Source organism: Lysobacter gummosus (genome assembly GCF_001442805.1).
Lineage (GTDB): Bacteria > Pseudomonadota > Gammaproteobacteria > Xanthomonadales > Xanthomonadaceae > Lysobacter > Lysobacter gummosus.
The window spans coordinates 5752508-5766789 of record NZ_CP011131.1; the positions used below are offsets into that span (position 1 = coordinate 5752508).

Sequence of the window (14282 nt, forward strand, 5' to 3'; positions counted from 1 at the left end):
GCCATGGCACGAGCCGGCCCACGCCTTACTTGAAAGTGCCGCCGATCCACATCGTCGAACGACCCCTGAGGCGGTCTGCTGCACGGTTGTCCGATGTCGGCGAAACACAACGCGCCGCTGACGTCCACTGCGATCGCCGATGCGCCTCGAAACCGCGCCTGGGTGCTGGCTTGCCGTCGCCGGGTTCGGCGGCGTAGTAGCCCGATGGGCCGATGGCCGTGCTCATGGCAGCGCCGGGGTCCAGTTTGTAGCCGTTGCTGGATCCGGCCAGATAGATGTCGGCGGCGGGAATGATCGCCACGCCGTTGCAGATGGCGCAATGGCCGCCCTGACCGCTACCGGCGACGATGGTCGCGGGCGCGGCGAAAGAAGATACGGCGCACATCGCACCGACCGCCAATAGCTTGAAAATACCCACCGATGTCCCCTGAGCCAGCACGATCCCTATGCCGTGGCGATGAATTGCCGGGCCGCGTCCTTGTCGGCGCGGACGTCGGCCGCCCCGTGGGCGCGATCATAAGGGAAAGTGACGGATATCACAGGGATATAGGGAATATGTCGCCCGAAATTTTCTGAATAGCCCGTTGGGCCTACAGCAACCCGTCTCGCTTAACCGCGAGATACTTCTCCACCAACGACGCCGCCAGTTGGCTGCAGCTCACGTCCAGCACCATGACTCCATGATTGCGCAGGGCTTCGTGCGCGCGCACGCGGTGTTCCAGGTATTGCGCGGTGGCGCCGGCGCGTATCGCGCCGGACAGGTCGTCGACCTCTTCGTCCAGCGCCTGGTCGAGCGAGCCTTCGCGCAGACTGGCCACGCACACCAGGTGACGCCCGCGCAGCATGCGCACGGCGGCGAGCAGATCGTCCATGTCTTCGTCGCGCAGATTCGTCACCAGCATCACCAGCGAGCGGCGGCGCTGGCGCAGCGACAATTCGGTGGCCGCGGCGAGGAAGTCGGTGGCGATCGGCTGCGGCTGCAGCGCGTAGCTGGCGCGCAGCAGGTTGTCGATCGCGCCGACGCCGCGCTGCGGCGGCACCCAGCGGCTCTGGCCGCCGTTGGCGAGCAAGCCGACGCCGTCGCCCTGACGCAGCGCCAGATACGCCACCACCAGCGCCGCGTCCAGCACGTGATCGAAATGCGACAAGGCGCCGTCGCGCGCCATCAGCCGGCGGCCGGTGTCGAGCATCAGCACCAGTTGCTGGTTGCGTTCGTCCTGGTACTCGCGCGAGATCAGCCGACGCGCGCGCGCGGTCGCCTTCCAGTCGATCTGGCGCAGGCTGTCGCCGACGCGATACTCGCGCATCTGGTGGAAATCGGTGCCTTCGCCGCGGCGGCGCTTGACGTGCGCGCCGACCAGCCGCGAGGCCTGTTCGGCGCTGAACATCGCGAACTTGGCCAGCGGGGCGAAATTGGGAAACACGCGCACGCGCTGGATTTCGCCGGTCACCCGCGACTGCCACCACAGGCCCCACGGCGAATGCATGCGCAGTTGCACGCCGTCGAACTGGAAGTCGCCGCGCATGTTGGCGCGCAACTGGTAATCGAAGATCGCCGCCTCGCCGCGGCGCAGATCCAGACGGCGCGGCAGATCGCGCATCGCCCAGCCGCCAGGATGCAGATCGAATGCGTCCACGCGCTGCCGGCGCTGGCTCGCTTCCACGGTCAGGGTGACCGGACGCTCCACGCCGATCGCCCAGGTGTCGTGCATCTTGCGCGCGGCCTGCGGCGTCGGCGCGCGCAACAGTCGCGCCAGGTCGATCAGCGCAATCAGCAACACCACGATCGTCGCCGCCTGCCATGCCTGCGTCTGCAGCCAGCCCGCGCTGGCCGCCAGGCCCAGCGCCGACCACGGCAGCACCAGCCACGCCCAGCGCGGCGCCGGCCGCGCCCAACCGCGCCGCGGCAGCGCGCGATCGCGCGGCACCGACAGATCGGCGTCGCTCGATGCAACCGGCAGCGGCGGCGGCAAGGCCGATTTCATTGACGCGGCGCTTCCACCGTGGCGAGCAGGGTGTGCAGCACGTCGTCGGGCGACTGGCCCTCGATCTGCAACTCCGGCGCCAGCGCGATGCGATGGCGCAGCACCGGCTTGGCGACTTCGCGCACGTCGTCGGGAGTGACGAAATCGCGGCCCGACAGCACCGCCTGCGCGCGCGCCGCGCGCACCAGCCCGAGGCTGCCGCGCGGGCCGGCGCCGAGCGCGATGCCGGCCCAGTCGCGGGTCTTGCCGACGATGCGCACGACGTAGTCGATCACCGCCTCGTCCACCCGCACCAGCGCGGTGCCTTGCTGCATCGCCACGATCTCTTCCGGGCCGAGCACGCGCTGCACCTGCGAGAGATCGAAATCCGACGCGCTGCGGCCCAGGCTGACCGCGGTGACCATGCGCTTCTCGTCGGCGCGGCTGGGGTAGTCGATCAGAATCTTGAGCAGGAACCGGTCCAACTGCGCTTCGGGCAGCGGGTAGGTGCCTTCCTGCTCGACCGGATTCTGCGTGGCCAGGGTCAGGAACGGCGGCGGCAGCTCGAAGCTGTGGCCTTCGATGGTGACCTGCAGTTCCTGCATCGCTTCGAGCAAGGCCGACTGGGTCTTGGCCGGAGCGCGATTGATTTCGTCGGCCAACAGCAGATTGGTGAAAACAGGGCCCCTGCGGATGTTGAAGCTCTCCGTCTTGGGGTCGTATACCGCGTGGCCGCTGATGTCGCTGGGCATCAGGTCGGGCGTGAACTGCACGCGCGCATAGCCGCAGTCCAGGGCCTTGGACAGCGCGCGCACCACCAGGGTCTTGCCCAGGCCGGGTACGCCTTCCAGCAGCGCGTGGCCGCCGGCGAGCAAGGCGATGAGGATCTGGTCGAGAACGTCGGCCTGGCCGATGAAGGCCTTGCTGACTTGCTCGCGCACTTCGGCGGCGCGTTGCGCCAGCGCGGCGCCGGTGATCGGAACGAGCGGAGCGGCGTCGAGGCTCATAAGCGGTTTCTCATGCGGATCAAAGTGGCGATGCGGGCGCGGAACGCGGCGTGGTCGCGCGCCAGCGGAGTGGCCAGGGCGTCGCGGATCGCGGCGACGTCGAGGTTGGGTTCGTTCTTGTAGCGCTGGGCGAGCAGGTCGATCTGCGCCTCGCCCTGGATCGCGGCGGCATACGGATCGCGCCGGCGCAATCGCGCCAGGAACGCGGCGCGCACCGCCGCGTGCAGGCTCGGGCCGTAGCCGTAGCGGTAGATGTGTTCGCCGCTGGCGACGATATGTTCCAGCAGCGAACGCCGCTCCATCGCCGGCGCCGGCCGCAACGGCCCCAGCCGCTGCATGCGCTGCCACAGCCAGCCCAGCAGCCACAGCAGCAGCGGCAGCCACGCCATCCAGCTGTTGACGATCAGGGTCTTCCACAGCGACGGAACTTCAGCGGCGTAGATCAGGTGGATGGTGCCGGCGCGGTAATTCGGCGCCAGGACCTGCCGCGCCAGGGCGGCGCTGCCCGGCTTGGCGATGCGATCGCGCCCGCCCATGCCCAGGCCGTCGAGAAACGAATTGCCGGTGCCGCCGCGATTGGACAGGAAATCCAGGTCCGACAGCACATCGACCTTGCCCTCGCCGAAAGGGAAGCGCGCGTAGACGTAGGCGCTGTCCTCATCGCCCCAGGCGAAGTCCGGATCGACCTCGCTGTTGTAGAAATAGAACCGGCGCGCGTCGCAGAACAAGTCCTGCGGCGCGGTGCTGCGCTCGTACAGGCCCACGCACTGGTCGCGCTGATCCTCGGCGTCGGGCACGTCGTCGGCGTCGAGCAGGGTCACCCCGAGCGCGTCGAGCACCGGCACCGGCGAGCTGCCGATATTTTCGCGCCACGGCGGCGTGCGCACGATCAGATGGCCGCCGTGCTCGACCCAGGCCAGCAAGGCATCGGCGTCGGACGCGGACAGCGTGCGCGGATCGCGATAGATCAGCACCGTGTCGCGCGGCTTCAACGTGTGCGTGGACAACAGCAGGCGCTGGCGCGCGTCGACCTTCACCCCGTCCTTCTGCAAGGCCAGCTTGAGCACGTACAGCGGATTGCTGGCGGCCTCGCCGGTGCGCGGGCTATCGACGGTTTCCTCGACCTTGACGTAGCCGCGCTTCCAGATCACGCCGATGATCAGCGCCAGCGCGATCACCACGACCGCGCCGACGGCGACGAACACTGCGTTGCCGCGGTTCATGCCGTCCACCCGAAGCGCTGCGCCAACTGGCCGACCAGATCGTCGAAATCCTCGCTGCCGGGCATCGTCTGCGCATAGGCCGCGTACTGCCAGGTGCGCACCGCGCGCGCGAACACGTCGCGGTCTTCGGCCGCGCCGAGCTTGCGCGAGGCGCGCAGGCACTGCGCCTCGGTGGCGCCGGGCACCAGCACGATCTGCGCGCGCGCGGCCATCGATTCGACCGCGGCGCGGTACATCAGCGCCAACGCGTCGCGATGGCGGCCGCTGTGCCACAGGCGGCGGATCGCGGTGGGAATGTCGTCGGGCAGCGGCTCGGGCTCGGCGAGCGCGGCGGTGCGCACTTCGCCGGGCGCCGGCGCGTCCTCCTCGCCGCCGCCGCGGAACCAGCCCAGCCAGCGTCCGGCGGTGAACAACAGCAGGCCGACGATCACCGCCACGATGCCCCACAGCACCACCCGCAGCGCCGACGCCAGTCCTTCGCCCAGTTCCTTGAACAAGGCGGCGTCGCGCGCCTTGGGCTCGTCCTTGGCGACCTCGTTCTTGGCCTTCCACACTGTCTGCTTGTGCTTGGGCGCGACGCTCGGCTCGACCATCGCCTTGGCCACCGCGTCGCGCAGGCTGCGGTCGTCGGCGCGGGCATCGCCGTACAACTCGCCCAGCGTAGATGGCAGACGCCTGGATTTCTTGCTGCTGTCGAATTCGCGGATCGGCGCGGTGCGGGTGTGCGACGGCTCCGGTTCTTCCTCGGAATCGTCTTCCTCGCTCGCCTCGATGGGCGCGTCCGCGACCTGCGCCGCGGCGGCGGGTTCATCGCTGGCGGCGATCTGCGCCGCGACATCGGGCAGCCAGCCGGCCATCAGGCACAACGCCAGCAGCGTCGGCGCGGCGGCCGCGGCCAGGCGCGCGCGCAGGCGGCGGAACACGATCTCGATGTCCCAGCCTTCGATCTCGGTGCGGCGGTTGAGGTACAGGCCGAAACCGGCGCCGACGTAGAACGGCTCGATCACGCTGACCGCGATCCAGATCAGGCCGTTGAACAACGCGTTCATCCAGTGCGGCTGTTCGAGGAAGGAATCCCACAGCGACTTCAGCGTGTCGGGCAGATAGTCGAACGGAATGATGACCAGCCCGGCGAACACCGTGCCGAGGACGATCAGCATTTCGAAGTTGGCGCACACCAGCGTCAGCAGCGCGCACACCCCGTACACCGGCGCGCCCAGCGCGGAACGGCGCTGGCGCGCTTCCGAACCGTCGCCGCCTTCGAGCAGATCCACCGGCAGATACAGCGAACGCGCCGGGCCCAGCCGGCGCCAGGTCAGGTACGGCAGCCACCAGCGCGCGCCCCAGCGCAGCTGCGCGCGCACGGTCTGGCGCGTGCTCGGGGTTTCGCCGAATACCGCGCGCGAAATCACGAACAGAGGAATGCGGTCGAACCACGGCTTGAGCCACCACATCAGCAGGCCCGACAGCCACAGCAGGTCCAGCGCCCAGCCGGCGGCGTTGAGCAGCACCAGCAGCGGCAAGGTCACCAGCAGCCACGGCTTCCAGATCGCGCCGGCATGGCGGCGGACCAGGGCCATGCCGAGTTCGCAGGCTTCCCACGAGGTGCGCGGACGCAGGGCGACGGTGAGCGCTTCGAGCTTCATTGCGCGTCTTCGTCGTCCTGATGGATCGCGTTGCGGCCGCCGCGCGCCAGCCAGGCGAACACCAGCACCCACAACGCCGCGCCGACCGTGTACTTGATCGACGCCGGCACGCTCGCGATCGAGGACCAGAACGCTTCCACGAAGGCGGCGAACACCAGCATCGCGAACACGCCGATACAGATCTTGGCGCCGCGGCGGCCGCCGTGGATCAGCGAATCGACGCGGCGGCGCTGGCCTGGCGCCAGCAGGCTCAGGCCCATGCGCAGGCCGGCGCCGCCGGCGATGACGATCGCGGTGAGTTCCGGCGCCGAATGCCCGGCGACGAAACGCCAGAACGGATCGCCGTGGCCGACCGCCTGCAGATGCCCGGCAACCCCGCCGATGGTGATGCCGTTGAAGATCAGCACGAACACCGTGCCCAAACCGGCCAGCAGGCCGGCGGCGAAGGTCTGGAAACCGATGCCGACGTTGTTGCCGATGTAGTGCGCGAACATCTGCAGGTCGTCTTCGTCGGTGCGACCCAGGTGGCGCTTGGAGGCCGGGTCGTACATTTGCTCGTAACTGGCCAGCGATTGCGCGTCGAACAGGCCCGAGGCCAGGTCGGGCTTGATCTGGATGGCGACGAAGATGCTCACCAGCGGAATCACGAACAGCAGCGCCGCCGTCAGCATGCAGCGCCATTCGGCGCGTACCAGGCGCGGGAAACCGGCCAGCAGGAATTCGATCGCGCGTCGCCAGTGCACCGGCTTGGTCCGGTACAGCACGCTGTGGCCGCGCTGCATCAGCGACTGCAGGCGGTCGGTGACCACCGCGCTGTAGCCGCGCCGGCGCGCCAGCGCCAGTTGCTGGCACAGGCGTCGATGGCGCGCGGGCATTTCATCGTCGCCGATGCCGGTCCACGAGCGCCGGTGCCTGCGCGCATCGCGCGCGCTGAGCGAACGCTTCTCCAGCCAGAATTCGAACTCGCGCCACTCGGCCTGATGACGCTCGACGAAACGCTCCTGCCTCATCGTCGCCCCAGCAGCCAGTTGGCGATGCCGTACAGCCGCGTCACCGCGGTTTCGCCGCGCGCGTGCACCAGCGGCTCGGCCAGATCGGCGAGCTCGGCCTGGCGCGCCGCGGTCAGGCGCGGGCCGCGTTCGGCGAAGGCGACCACGGCGGCTTGTTCGTGCTGCAGCAGCATCTGGTTCGGCGCGATCGCCGGCGCCACCGCGGCCTCATGCAGGATCTGCTGGCGCGGCGCGTGCACCACCAGGGTACCGGCGACCATGTCGCCGAGGCGACGGCCCCAGGGATCGATCAGGCACGTGGTCAGCCCGACCGCATAGCCGACCGGCAAGGCATCGACCACGCGCAACAGATTGCGGGTAAACGACGCCATCCAGCCGACCGGCGCGCCGTCGGCGGCGACCACGCGCAGGCCCAGCGCCCATTTGCCGGGCGTGCGGCCCTGCATCAGCACTTCGAACAGCACCGCGTAGAACCAGCTCAGCACGAAGCTGATCAGCATCAGCAGCGCGTAGCCGGCGCCGCCGAACAGGCCTACGAGCGCCTGCAGAAACGCGGTGTAGATGGCGCCGCGCGCGGCCAGGTCGATCGCGTACGCCAGCGCCCGCGGCACCGGACCGGCCGCGCGCAGGTGCAGGGCCACCCCTTCGGGTGTCACCACCTGGCGGTACGTGTCGAGCATCAGGCGTTGACGACCTTGGTGTCGGCGAGCAGGTCGTGCAGGCAGCGGCTTTCCTCGCCGAAGATCCACAGCACGTTGGCCAGGGCGAACAGGCCGCCGAGGCAGGGCACTTGCTCGATCACCCCGGTGACCACCATGCGCAGGCCCAGGATGCGGCCGAAGCTGGCCGGCGAGCCGTCGTTGCGCACGATCTTGATATTCATCCAGCGCTTGCCCAGCGTCTGCGAGGTCTGGTACAGCAGCACCAGCTGATAGATCGCCAGGCCCAGCACGGCCAAGCCGCAAATCACCATGCCGGTGATCTGCAGCGGAGTGAAATCCGGGGTCTCGCCGTTTTGTTGCGGATTCATCGCCACGATCACGATCAACGGAATCAGGCAGGCCATCTGCAGGCCCCAGTCGATCAGGCGCGCGACCAGGCGGATGCCGCGATCGGCCCTGACGCTTTGGTCCCACATTTCGGCGGGCAACGGCGGCGGCGCGCTCGGCGCGGCGTACGGATTCTGCGTTTCTTCCATGTCGCGATGACTCCCTGAGTCCTGCTTTCCCCTGCCGCGACTGTAAACGCGGCCGCCGGGCCTGACTAGCCCGACAACATGCCCAGGTAGCGGTCCTTGAGGCGGACATAGTGCTGCGCGCTGTATTGCAGTTGCTCGATCTCGCGCTCGCTGAGGCGGCGCGCCAGCCGGGCCGGATTGCCGACCCACAGCTCGCCCTCGCCGACCACCTTGCCCGGCGCGATCACCGCGCCGGCGCCGACGAAGCCGAAGCGCATGATCCGGGCGCCGTCGAGAATCTTCGCGCCCATGCCGATCAGGGCGAACTCATCCACGGTGCAGGCGTGGATGATGGCGCCGTGGCCGACGGTCACGTCGTTGGCGATCACCGTCGGCAGCCCGCCGGGGCGAGTGAATGGGCCTTCGTGGGTGACGTGGACGATGCTGCCGTCCTGGATGTTGGTGCGCGCGCCGATGGCGATCGAGTTGACGTCGCCGCGGACCACGCAGCCGGGCCAGATCGAGACGTCGTCGGCCAGGGTGACCGCACCGATGATGGTGGCGGCGGGATCGACGTAAACGCGTTCGCCGAGGGTGGGAAAACTGTCGAGATAGGGGCGCAGGCTCATGCGGGCATTGTAAGCGGTGCGCGCGGCGAACAGCCGCGGCGGCGCGGTTTGGGCTCAGCCGGCAAGGCGGCGGATGGATCGCGGCGCGGCGGTCGAACGGCCTGCGCCCACGGCCCGGCTGCTCAGCCGTCCAGGCAGCGCCGCGCGGCATCGCGCACGCGCGGGTCCGGGTCGGCCAGGGCGGCCTCGGCCGCCGCGTGCCAGGGCCGCGCATCGGACTTCCAGTCGCCCAGCCCCAGGACCGAAAACCAGCGCACCTCGGGATCTTCGTCCCGGCCGATGCGCTCGGCCAGCGCCGGCAGGATGCGCTCGCCGGCGCGCGCGCCGAGGCCGCGCTCGCTCAGCACGATCGCCGCATGCCGGCGCACGAACGGGAAGCCCGAACGCAGTCCGCGCAGCGCTTCGTCGATGTCCTGCGCGCGCAGGCTGCCGTATCCGCTGCCGGGCTTGAGGATCTCCAGCGCCTGCGCCGCGGTTCGCGCCGGCCCGGCGAGCAGGCGCTCCAGCACCGCGTAATCGAGCCGGCAGCGGCTGCCGTCGCGCGAATGCCGGTACGGCGCGCACAGGCCTTCGAGCGCCGGAGTGCCGGCGCCGCGTTCGAGTTGGGCGAACAACCAGTCGTTGTCGCCCAGCAGCGCCAGCGAACGCGCCGCCCAGGCGCGCGCGGAGGCTTCGCCGCGTTCGCCCGCCTGCCGCCGCAAGGCTTCGACGACCTCCGTCGTGGCCTCGCCGATGCGCCCGAGCAGCATCGCCGCGCGCCAGTCGCGCGCGTCCGCGCGCAAGCGCGCCAGCAACGCCGGCACCGCCGCGGCGCCGATCGCGCACAAGCGCTCGTCGATTTCTTGCCAGCCCAGCAGGCTGTCGTGGCGTTGCGCCAGTTCGAGCAGGGCCTCGGCGCGCGCCGACGGCGCCAGCGCGTCGAGGCGCGCGCGTTCTCGCTCGATCGCCAGTTGTCCGGGAAACAAGCGCGCGAAGACCGGCTCATCCAGGCATTGACGCAGCAAGGTTTCGACGTGCTCTTCGTCGTGCACGAACACGACCAACAGCGGCGCCCGCATCGGCAGCGCGGCGAGCGCCTCGGCGATCCTGCGGCAAGCCGCGACCAGCACCTGCAACCAGCGCCGTTCGCTGTCCAGCCACTGCTCGCGGCTGGCGTCGCGGGCGTGGCGATCGAGCCGCGCGGCCCACTCGCACAGGGCCGGGCCGGCGAAGTCGAGATCCGGCCACTGCCAGTCCGGCGGATTCCAGGCCTCGCTGTGGAATTCGCACGGCGGATCGCTCATCGGCGTATCGCGGCCGAGCGCCTGCAGGCTGTTGGCGGCCAGCGACGGCAGATAGATCGGCCCGTCGAGTTCGCGGTACGCGCCGTACAGCGCGGCCACGTAGAAGGCTTGCTCGGGATGGCGCGCGAACAATGCGCGCAGCGCCGCCGTCGCATCGGCGACGAAGCAGTCTTCGACGGCGTTCCAATCGATCAACGGCGGCTCCCGCGTCCGGCTGTGGCGCGCAGCCTGCCCGAGCGGCGGGCGGTTCGGCCAGTGGCCGCTGTCATCGTCCGCCCATGCACGGCGCGAACGGCGCAGGCGGCAACGCGGATCCGCGATCGACTCGCGCCCGCGCCGCACAACGGCCGCCGCCGCCCCCTTGCTTGTCCTCTCGCGCCCCGTCGCCGGCACACTTCCGCGCCGCCGGGACGACTACACTGCTGCGTATGGACATACTCGCCGACACCCCGATCGCCGACCTTGCCGCCACCCGCGAGCGCCTGCGCGCCGCCTGGCAGGCGCGCAAGCCCGACTACACTCAGCGCCGTGCCGATCTGATCCGCCTGCGCGATGTGTTCCGCGAGCGCGGCCCGGAAATGGACGCGGCCATCCGCGGCGACTTCGGCCATCGCTCCAGTCACGAGAACCTGCTGTCCGAAGTCATGATCACCCAGGCCGAGATCGACCACGCGCTCGCCCGCCTGCGCCGCTGGATGCGCCCGCGCGGCGCTTCGGTCGGCTGGCGCTTCTGGCCGGCGCGCGCGGAGATCCGGCCCGAGCCGGTCGGCGTGGTCGGCATCCTGTCGCCGTGGAATTACCCGGTGAACCTGGCCCTGGTGCCGCTGGTGTCGGCGATCGCCGCCGGCAATCACGTCTATCTCAAGCCGTCCGAACACACCCCGCGCGTCGCCCGGTTCCTGCGCGAATTGCTGGCCGAAGTGTTTCCGGAAGACCGCGTGGCCGTGGCGATCGGCGGGCCCGAGGTCGGCGCGGCATTTTCCGCGCTGCCATTCGACCATCTGCTGTTCACCGGCTCGACCGCGGTCGGGCGTAAGGTCATGGCCGCGGCCGCGCCCAACCTCACCCCGGTGACGCTGGAACTGGGCGGCAAGGCGCCGGCGCTGATCTGCGCCGACTATCCGATCGAACAGGCCGCCGCGCGCATCGCCAGCGGCAAGTGGTTCAACGCCGGACAGACCTGCATCGGCGTGGACTACGTGCTGGTCGATGCGGCGCGCCGCGACGAACTGGTCGCGGCGCTGTTGCGGCAGTTGCAGCAGCGCTACGGCGATCTGGTGGAGCCGCGCGACTACACCCGCATCATCAACGCCAGCCAGTACGCGCGGTTGTCGAGTTACCTCGACGATGCGCGCACGCGCGGCCTGCGCATCGAAGAACCGTTCGCCGACTCCGCCCCGCGCGAGCAGCGCGAAGCCGAACGCATCTTCCCGCCGGCGCTGGTGATCGAACCGGGCATGGACGCGCTGGTGATGCAGCACGAAATCTTCGGGCCGATCCTGCCGATCCTGAGCTACCGCACGCTCGATGAAGCCATCGCCCGCATCAACGCGCTCGATCGTCCGCTGGCGCTGTATCCGTTCGGCCACGACTCGGCGCAGATCGAAAAGATCCTGACCCAGACCCTGTCCGGCGGCGTCACCGTCAACGACACCTTGCTGCATTTCGGCGCCCACGACCTGCCCTTCGGCGGCATCGGCCCCAGCGGCATCGGCGCCATCCACGGCCGCAACGGCTTCGATACTTTCAGCAAGCTGCTGCCGGTGTTCTATCAGCGCTCCAAGGCCGGCAGCGACATGATCAAGCCGCCGTACCGCGGCAGGATCGACGCGATGATCCGCTGGCTGGCGAAGTGAGCGGCGGCGGATAAGATGCCGCGCCGGGCCGATGCAGCGTTCGATCCGGACTTACTCATCAGCGAAGGCCTCGATGAACTTCCCAGCCAGCCTTGTCGCGGCCACCTGCCCTGCCGTGCTCGCCGCTTCGCTCGCGGCCGGCGCGGCCGAACGCGTCCGGGTTCCGTCCGATATCGAGCTCAGGCATGGCGCGAACGAAGTCGTGGCGAAAGTGGACGAGTGCCGCATCCGCCTGAAGATCGATGGCGGCGACTATTTCTGGACCTCACCTTCGTCCGCCGACGCGGTGTTCTACCGGCCGGACGGAAAATTCACCCGCGCGCACGCGCCGTATCTGCAGAAGCCGGATGTGGAGACGTACTCCGGCGTGTACTGGGACTACATAAAACCCAGGCCGCACGATGAGCCCTGGTTCGGCCTGCGCTGCACGGCCAGCACCGCCGAGCCGTCCACCTATGTCGACGCCAACTGCCCGGCGCGGAAGCAAGGCGGCGCCTGGATCCTGACCGAGGCGGCGGCGCGGTTGCCCAAGGCCGCGATCGAGCCGATCGAAGGCAAGGGCTGGGATGGGTTCGTGGTGTCGTTCGAATCCAAAACCCCGGGCCTGCGCTCGCTGACCTTCTGCGCCGTGGGCGCGAACACGCTGATGGGGCAGGCGAACTACCCCAGCGGGCGGAAACAAGGCCTGGAGTCGATCAAGCAGGTGCTGCGGACGGTCGAATTCGTCGATTGAACCCGAAGCCGGCACTGCGGCCGCCTTGCGTGTGCCGACATCGCGCCGCCCTGCGGCTACACTTCGCCCATGAAAATCGTCAGCTGGAACGTCAACTCCCTCAACGTGCGCCTGCCGCATCTGGAACAGTGGCTGGCCGGGTTCGCGCCCGACGTGGTCGCGCTGCAGGAAACCAAGCTCGAAGACGGCCGCTTCCCGGACACCGCGCTGATCGGCGCCGGCTACCGCAGCGTGTTCGCCGGGCAGAAGACCTACAACGGCGTGGCGATCCTCTCGCGCGAGAGCGCGCAGGACGTGCAAGTCGGCATCCCCGGGTTCGAGGACGAGCAAAAGCGCGTGATCGCCGCGACCGTGGGCGGCGTGCGCATCGTCAATCTCTACGTGGTCAACGGCCAGGACGTGGGCACGGACAAGTACGCCTACAAACTGCGCTGGCTCGATGCGGTGCATGCCTGGGTCGCGCAGGAAATCCAGCAGCATCCGGACCTGATCGTGCTCGGCGATTTCAACATCGCCCCGGAAGCGCGCGACACCCACGACCCGGCGGTGTGGAACGAGAACCATATCCTCACCTCCACCGCCGAGCGCGACGCGTTGCAGCGCCTGCTCGCGCTGGGCCTGCACGACGCCTATCGCCTGCACAACCAGGAAGACGGCCAGTTTTCGTGGTGGGATTACCGCCAGGCCGGCTTCCGCCGCAACCTAGGCCTGCGCATCGACCTGACCCTGATCTCCGAATCGCTGCGCGCGCGTTGCGTGGCCGCCGGCATCGATCGCGAACCGCGCACCTGGGATCGGCCGAGCGATCATGCGCCGGCGTGGGTGGAGTTGGCGGGCTGATTGTTCGGGAATCGGGAATCGGGAATCGGGAATCGGGAATCGGGAATCGGGAATCGGGAATCGGGAATCGTAAGATTCTGCGAAAGCAGCGAGGTCTTTTGTGGGAGGGGCTTCAGCCCCGATGCCTTTCGATCAGCCGCTGCGATCGGAACGGAAAGCATCGGGACTGAAGCCCCTCCTACAAAAACTCGCCGGTAAAATCCGATCCCTCTCACGACGAAGGCCCGGCTTGCGCCGGGCCTTCGCTTTATCGCGTATCGATGTCGGGCCGCTAAGCCGCGATCAGCGCACCCGTCCGCGACGGAACAGATTCACGATCGCCAGCAGCACCACCGCACCGACCAGCGACAGCAGCAATCCGGACAGATTGAACGCGCCGCTGTTGATGGTGCCGCCGCCGATGCCGGCCACGCCGCCGAGCCAGCCGCCGAGGAACGAACCGACGATGCCGACGATGATGTTGAGGAAGATGCCCTGCTGCCCATCGGTCTTCATGATCATGCTGGCGATCCAGCCGATGACGCCGCCTACGACAAGCCAGATGATTAAGCCGGTAATGCTCATGCGCGTTCTCCTGACGATTCCTGATGAATGCATACAGCGATCGTGTGCCTGAGCGCACTATCGATCGCTGCCCCCTGAACGGGCGACACAGGCAGTCTGGAGCGTGCTACGTGATGGCAACGTCGAAGTTCGCATCAGCGATCCGTGAAGAAACGCACGGCTTTTCATGCAGATGAACGAGCCGTGACGCGGCGGGTTTCGACGTCGTTGCAGTAATGAAAAACCCGGCCGCGCTTCACTTCTGCATCATGGCGATAGCCGCGCGCGGCGCGGCGATGCGCGCGAAAACGATCGTCGATGCCGCGCGATGAAGGCCGCGACGCGGATGAATCGTTCACCCGCGCAACCGC

General features: G+C 68.8%; 16 protein-coding genes. 4 read left to right on the forward strand and 12 right to left on the reverse strand.

The annotated features are described in order from the left end of the window. Nucleotides 1-25: 25 nt before the first annotated feature. The 10 genes from LG3211_RS23310 to LG3211_RS23355 all read right to left on the reverse strand — a co-directional run bounded on the left by LG3211_RS23310 (nt 26) and on the right by LG3211_RS23355 (nt 10134). A complete protein-coding gene (locus LG3211_RS23310; RefSeq protein WP_148649121.1) occupies nt 26-418 on the reverse strand; it encodes a hypothetical protein in 393 nt (130 codons plus the stop codon). A gap of 172 nt (nt 419-590) precedes the next feature. After that, nucleotides 591-1985: a DUF58 domain-containing protein gene (locus tag LG3211_RS23315; protein ID WP_083512791.1), complete on the reverse strand. Its 1395-nt coding sequence runs from the start codon at nt 1983-1985 to the stop codon at nt 591-593. After that, nucleotides 1982-2971: an AAA family ATPase gene (locus LG3211_RS23320; RefSeq protein ID WP_057944935.1), complete on the reverse strand. Its 990-nt coding sequence runs from the start codon at nt 2969-2971 to the stop codon at nt 1982-1984. The genes LG3211_RS23315 and LG3211_RS23320 overlap by 4 nt, the downstream gene beginning before the upstream one ends. After that, complete coding sequence (locus tag LG3211_RS23325) at nt 2968-4194, reverse strand: DUF4350 domain-containing protein (RefSeq protein WP_083512953.1); 1227 nt, start codon at nt 4192-4194, stop codon at nt 2968-2970. The genes LG3211_RS23320 and LG3211_RS23325 overlap by 4 nt, the downstream gene beginning before the upstream one ends. After that, nucleotides 4191-5840, reverse strand: coding sequence for a hypothetical protein (locus tag LG3211_RS23330; protein WP_057944937.1), 1650 nt, complete (start codon nt 5838-5840; stop codon nt 4191-4193). The genes LG3211_RS23325 and LG3211_RS23330 overlap by 4 nt, the downstream gene beginning before the upstream one ends. Then, on the reverse strand, nt 5837-6850 hold the full coding sequence (locus LG3211_RS23335) for a stage II sporulation protein M (RefSeq protein WP_057944938.1): 1014 nt from the start codon (nt 6848-6850) through the stop codon (nt 5837-5839). Before LG3211_RS23335 ends, LG3211_RS23330 begins: the two co-directional genes overlap by 4 nt. Further along, the gene (locus LG3211_RS23340) at nt 6847-7530 is read right to left on the reverse strand and encodes an RDD family protein (protein ID WP_057944939.1); all 684 of its coding nucleotides are present in this window, start codon (nt 7528-7530) and stop codon (nt 6847-6849) included. The genes LG3211_RS23335 and LG3211_RS23340 overlap by 4 nt, the downstream gene beginning before the upstream one ends. Beyond that, entirely contained in the window at nt 7530-8048 is a 519-nt protein-coding gene (locus LG3211_RS23345; RefSeq protein WP_057944940.1) for an RDD family protein, read from the reverse strand. The genes LG3211_RS23340 and LG3211_RS23345 overlap by 1 nt, the downstream gene beginning before the upstream one ends. A 65-nt stretch (nt 8049-8113) precedes the next feature. Continuing rightward, nucleotides 8114-8656, reverse strand: a complete 543-nt coding sequence (locus LG3211_RS23350) for a gamma carbonic anhydrase family protein (RefSeq protein ID WP_057944941.1) — start codon at nt 8654-8656, stop codon at nt 8114-8116. Between the two features lie 122 nt (nt 8657-8778). Further along, nucleotides 8779-10134 carry a HEAT repeat domain-containing protein gene (locus tag LG3211_RS23355; protein WP_187313088.1) on the reverse strand — a complete coding sequence of 452 codons (1356 nt, stop codon included), beginning with the start codon at nt 10132-10134 and terminating at the stop codon, nt 8779-8781. A gap of 233 nt (nt 10135-10367) precedes the next feature. Between LG3211_RS23355 and LG3211_RS23360 the strand changes: the two genes are divergently transcribed. The 4 genes from LG3211_RS23360 to LG3211_RS27610 all read left to right on the forward strand — a co-directional run bounded on the left by LG3211_RS23360 (nt 10368) and on the right by LG3211_RS27610 (nt 13566). Further along, on the forward strand, nt 10368-11795 hold the full coding sequence (locus tag LG3211_RS23360) for a coniferyl aldehyde dehydrogenase (RefSeq protein WP_057944943.1): 1428 nt from the start codon (nt 10368-10370) through the stop codon (nt 11793-11795). 73 nt (nt 11796-11868) lie between these two features. Then, nucleotides 11869-12528 carry a hypothetical protein gene (locus LG3211_RS23365; protein WP_148649122.1) on the forward strand — a complete coding sequence of 220 codons (660 nt, stop codon included), beginning with the start codon at nt 11869-11871 and terminating at the stop codon, nt 12526-12528. A 69-nt stretch (nt 12529-12597) separates the two neighbouring features. Further along, a complete protein-coding gene (gene xth / locus LG3211_RS23370; protein WP_057944945.1) occupies nt 12598-13368 on the forward strand; it encodes an exodeoxyribonuclease III in 771 nt (256 codons plus the stop codon). Continuing rightward, nucleotides 13369-13566 carry a DUF6053 domain-containing protein gene (locus LG3211_RS27610; RefSeq protein ID WP_222837550.1) on the forward strand — a complete coding sequence of 66 codons (198 nt, stop codon included), beginning with the start codon at nt 13369-13371 and terminating at the stop codon, nt 13564-13566. It abuts the gene before it with no gap. 84 nt (nt 13567-13650) lie between these two features. On the opposite strand, the gene LG3211_RS23375 is transcribed toward LG3211_RS27610, so the two are convergent. Together LG3211_RS23375 and LG3211_RS26595 are read right to left on the reverse strand one after the other, a co-directional pair. Further along, nucleotides 13651-13932 carry a GlsB/YeaQ/YmgE family stress response membrane protein gene (locus LG3211_RS23375; protein ID WP_057944946.1) on the reverse strand — a complete coding sequence of 94 codons (282 nt, stop codon included), beginning with the start codon at nt 13930-13932 and terminating at the stop codon, nt 13651-13653. A 164-nt stretch (nt 13933-14096) separates the two neighbouring features. After that, nucleotides 14097-14270, reverse strand: coding sequence for a hypothetical protein (locus tag LG3211_RS26595; protein WP_187313089.1), 174 nt, complete (start codon nt 14268-14270; stop codon nt 14097-14099). Nucleotides 14271-14282 lie beyond the last annotated feature (12 nt).

Excerpts from the sequence above, each read along its gene's own strand:
- LG3211_RS23360 (WP_057944943.1), top strand. The coding sequence starts at position 10,368 with ATGGACATACTCGCCGACACCCCGATCGCCGACCTTGCCGCCACCCGC.
- LG3211_RS23320 (WP_057944935.1), bottom strand. The coding sequence starts at position 2,971 with ATGAGCCTCGACGCCGCTCCGCTCGTTCCGATCACCGGCGCCGCGCTG.
- LG3211_RS23350 (WP_057944941.1), bottom strand. The coding sequence starts at position 8,656 with ATGAGCCTGCGCCCCTATCTCGACAGTTTTCCCACCCTCGGCGAACGC.
- LG3211_RS23335 (WP_057944938.1), bottom strand. The coding sequence starts at position 6,850 with ATGAGGCAGGAGCGTTTCGTCGAGCGTCATCAGGCCGAGTGGCGCGAG.
- LG3211_RS23340 (WP_057944939.1), bottom strand. The coding sequence starts at position 7,530 with ATGCTCGACACGTACCGCCAGGTGGTGACACCCGAAGGGGTGGCCCTG.
- xth (WP_057944945.1), top strand. The coding sequence starts at position 12,598 with ATGAAAATCGTCAGCTGGAACGTCAACTCCCTCAACGTGCGCCTGCCG.
- LG3211_RS23330 (WP_057944937.1), bottom strand. The coding sequence starts at position 5,840 with ATGAAGCTCGAAGCGCTCACCGTCGCCCTGCGTCCGCGCACCTCGTGG.
- LG3211_RS23315 (WP_083512791.1), bottom strand. The coding sequence starts at position 1,985 with ATGAAATCGGCCTTGCCGCCGCCGCTGCCGGTTGCATCGAGCGACGCC.
- LG3211_RS23325 (WP_083512953.1), bottom strand. The coding sequence starts at position 4,194 with ATGAACCGCGGCAACGCAGTGTTCGTCGCCGTCGGCGCGGTCGTGGTG.
- LG3211_RS23375 (WP_057944946.1), bottom strand. The coding sequence starts at position 13,932 with ATGAGCATTACCGGCTTAATCATCTGGCTTGTCGTAGGCGGCGTCATC.
- LG3211_RS23365 (WP_148649122.1), top strand. The coding sequence starts at position 11,869 with ATGAACTTCCCAGCCAGCCTTGTCGCGGCCACCTGCCCTGCCGTGCTC.
- LG3211_RS23345 (WP_057944940.1), bottom strand. The coding sequence starts at position 8,048 with ATGGAAGAAACGCAGAATCCGTACGCCGCGCCGAGCGCGCCGCCGCCG.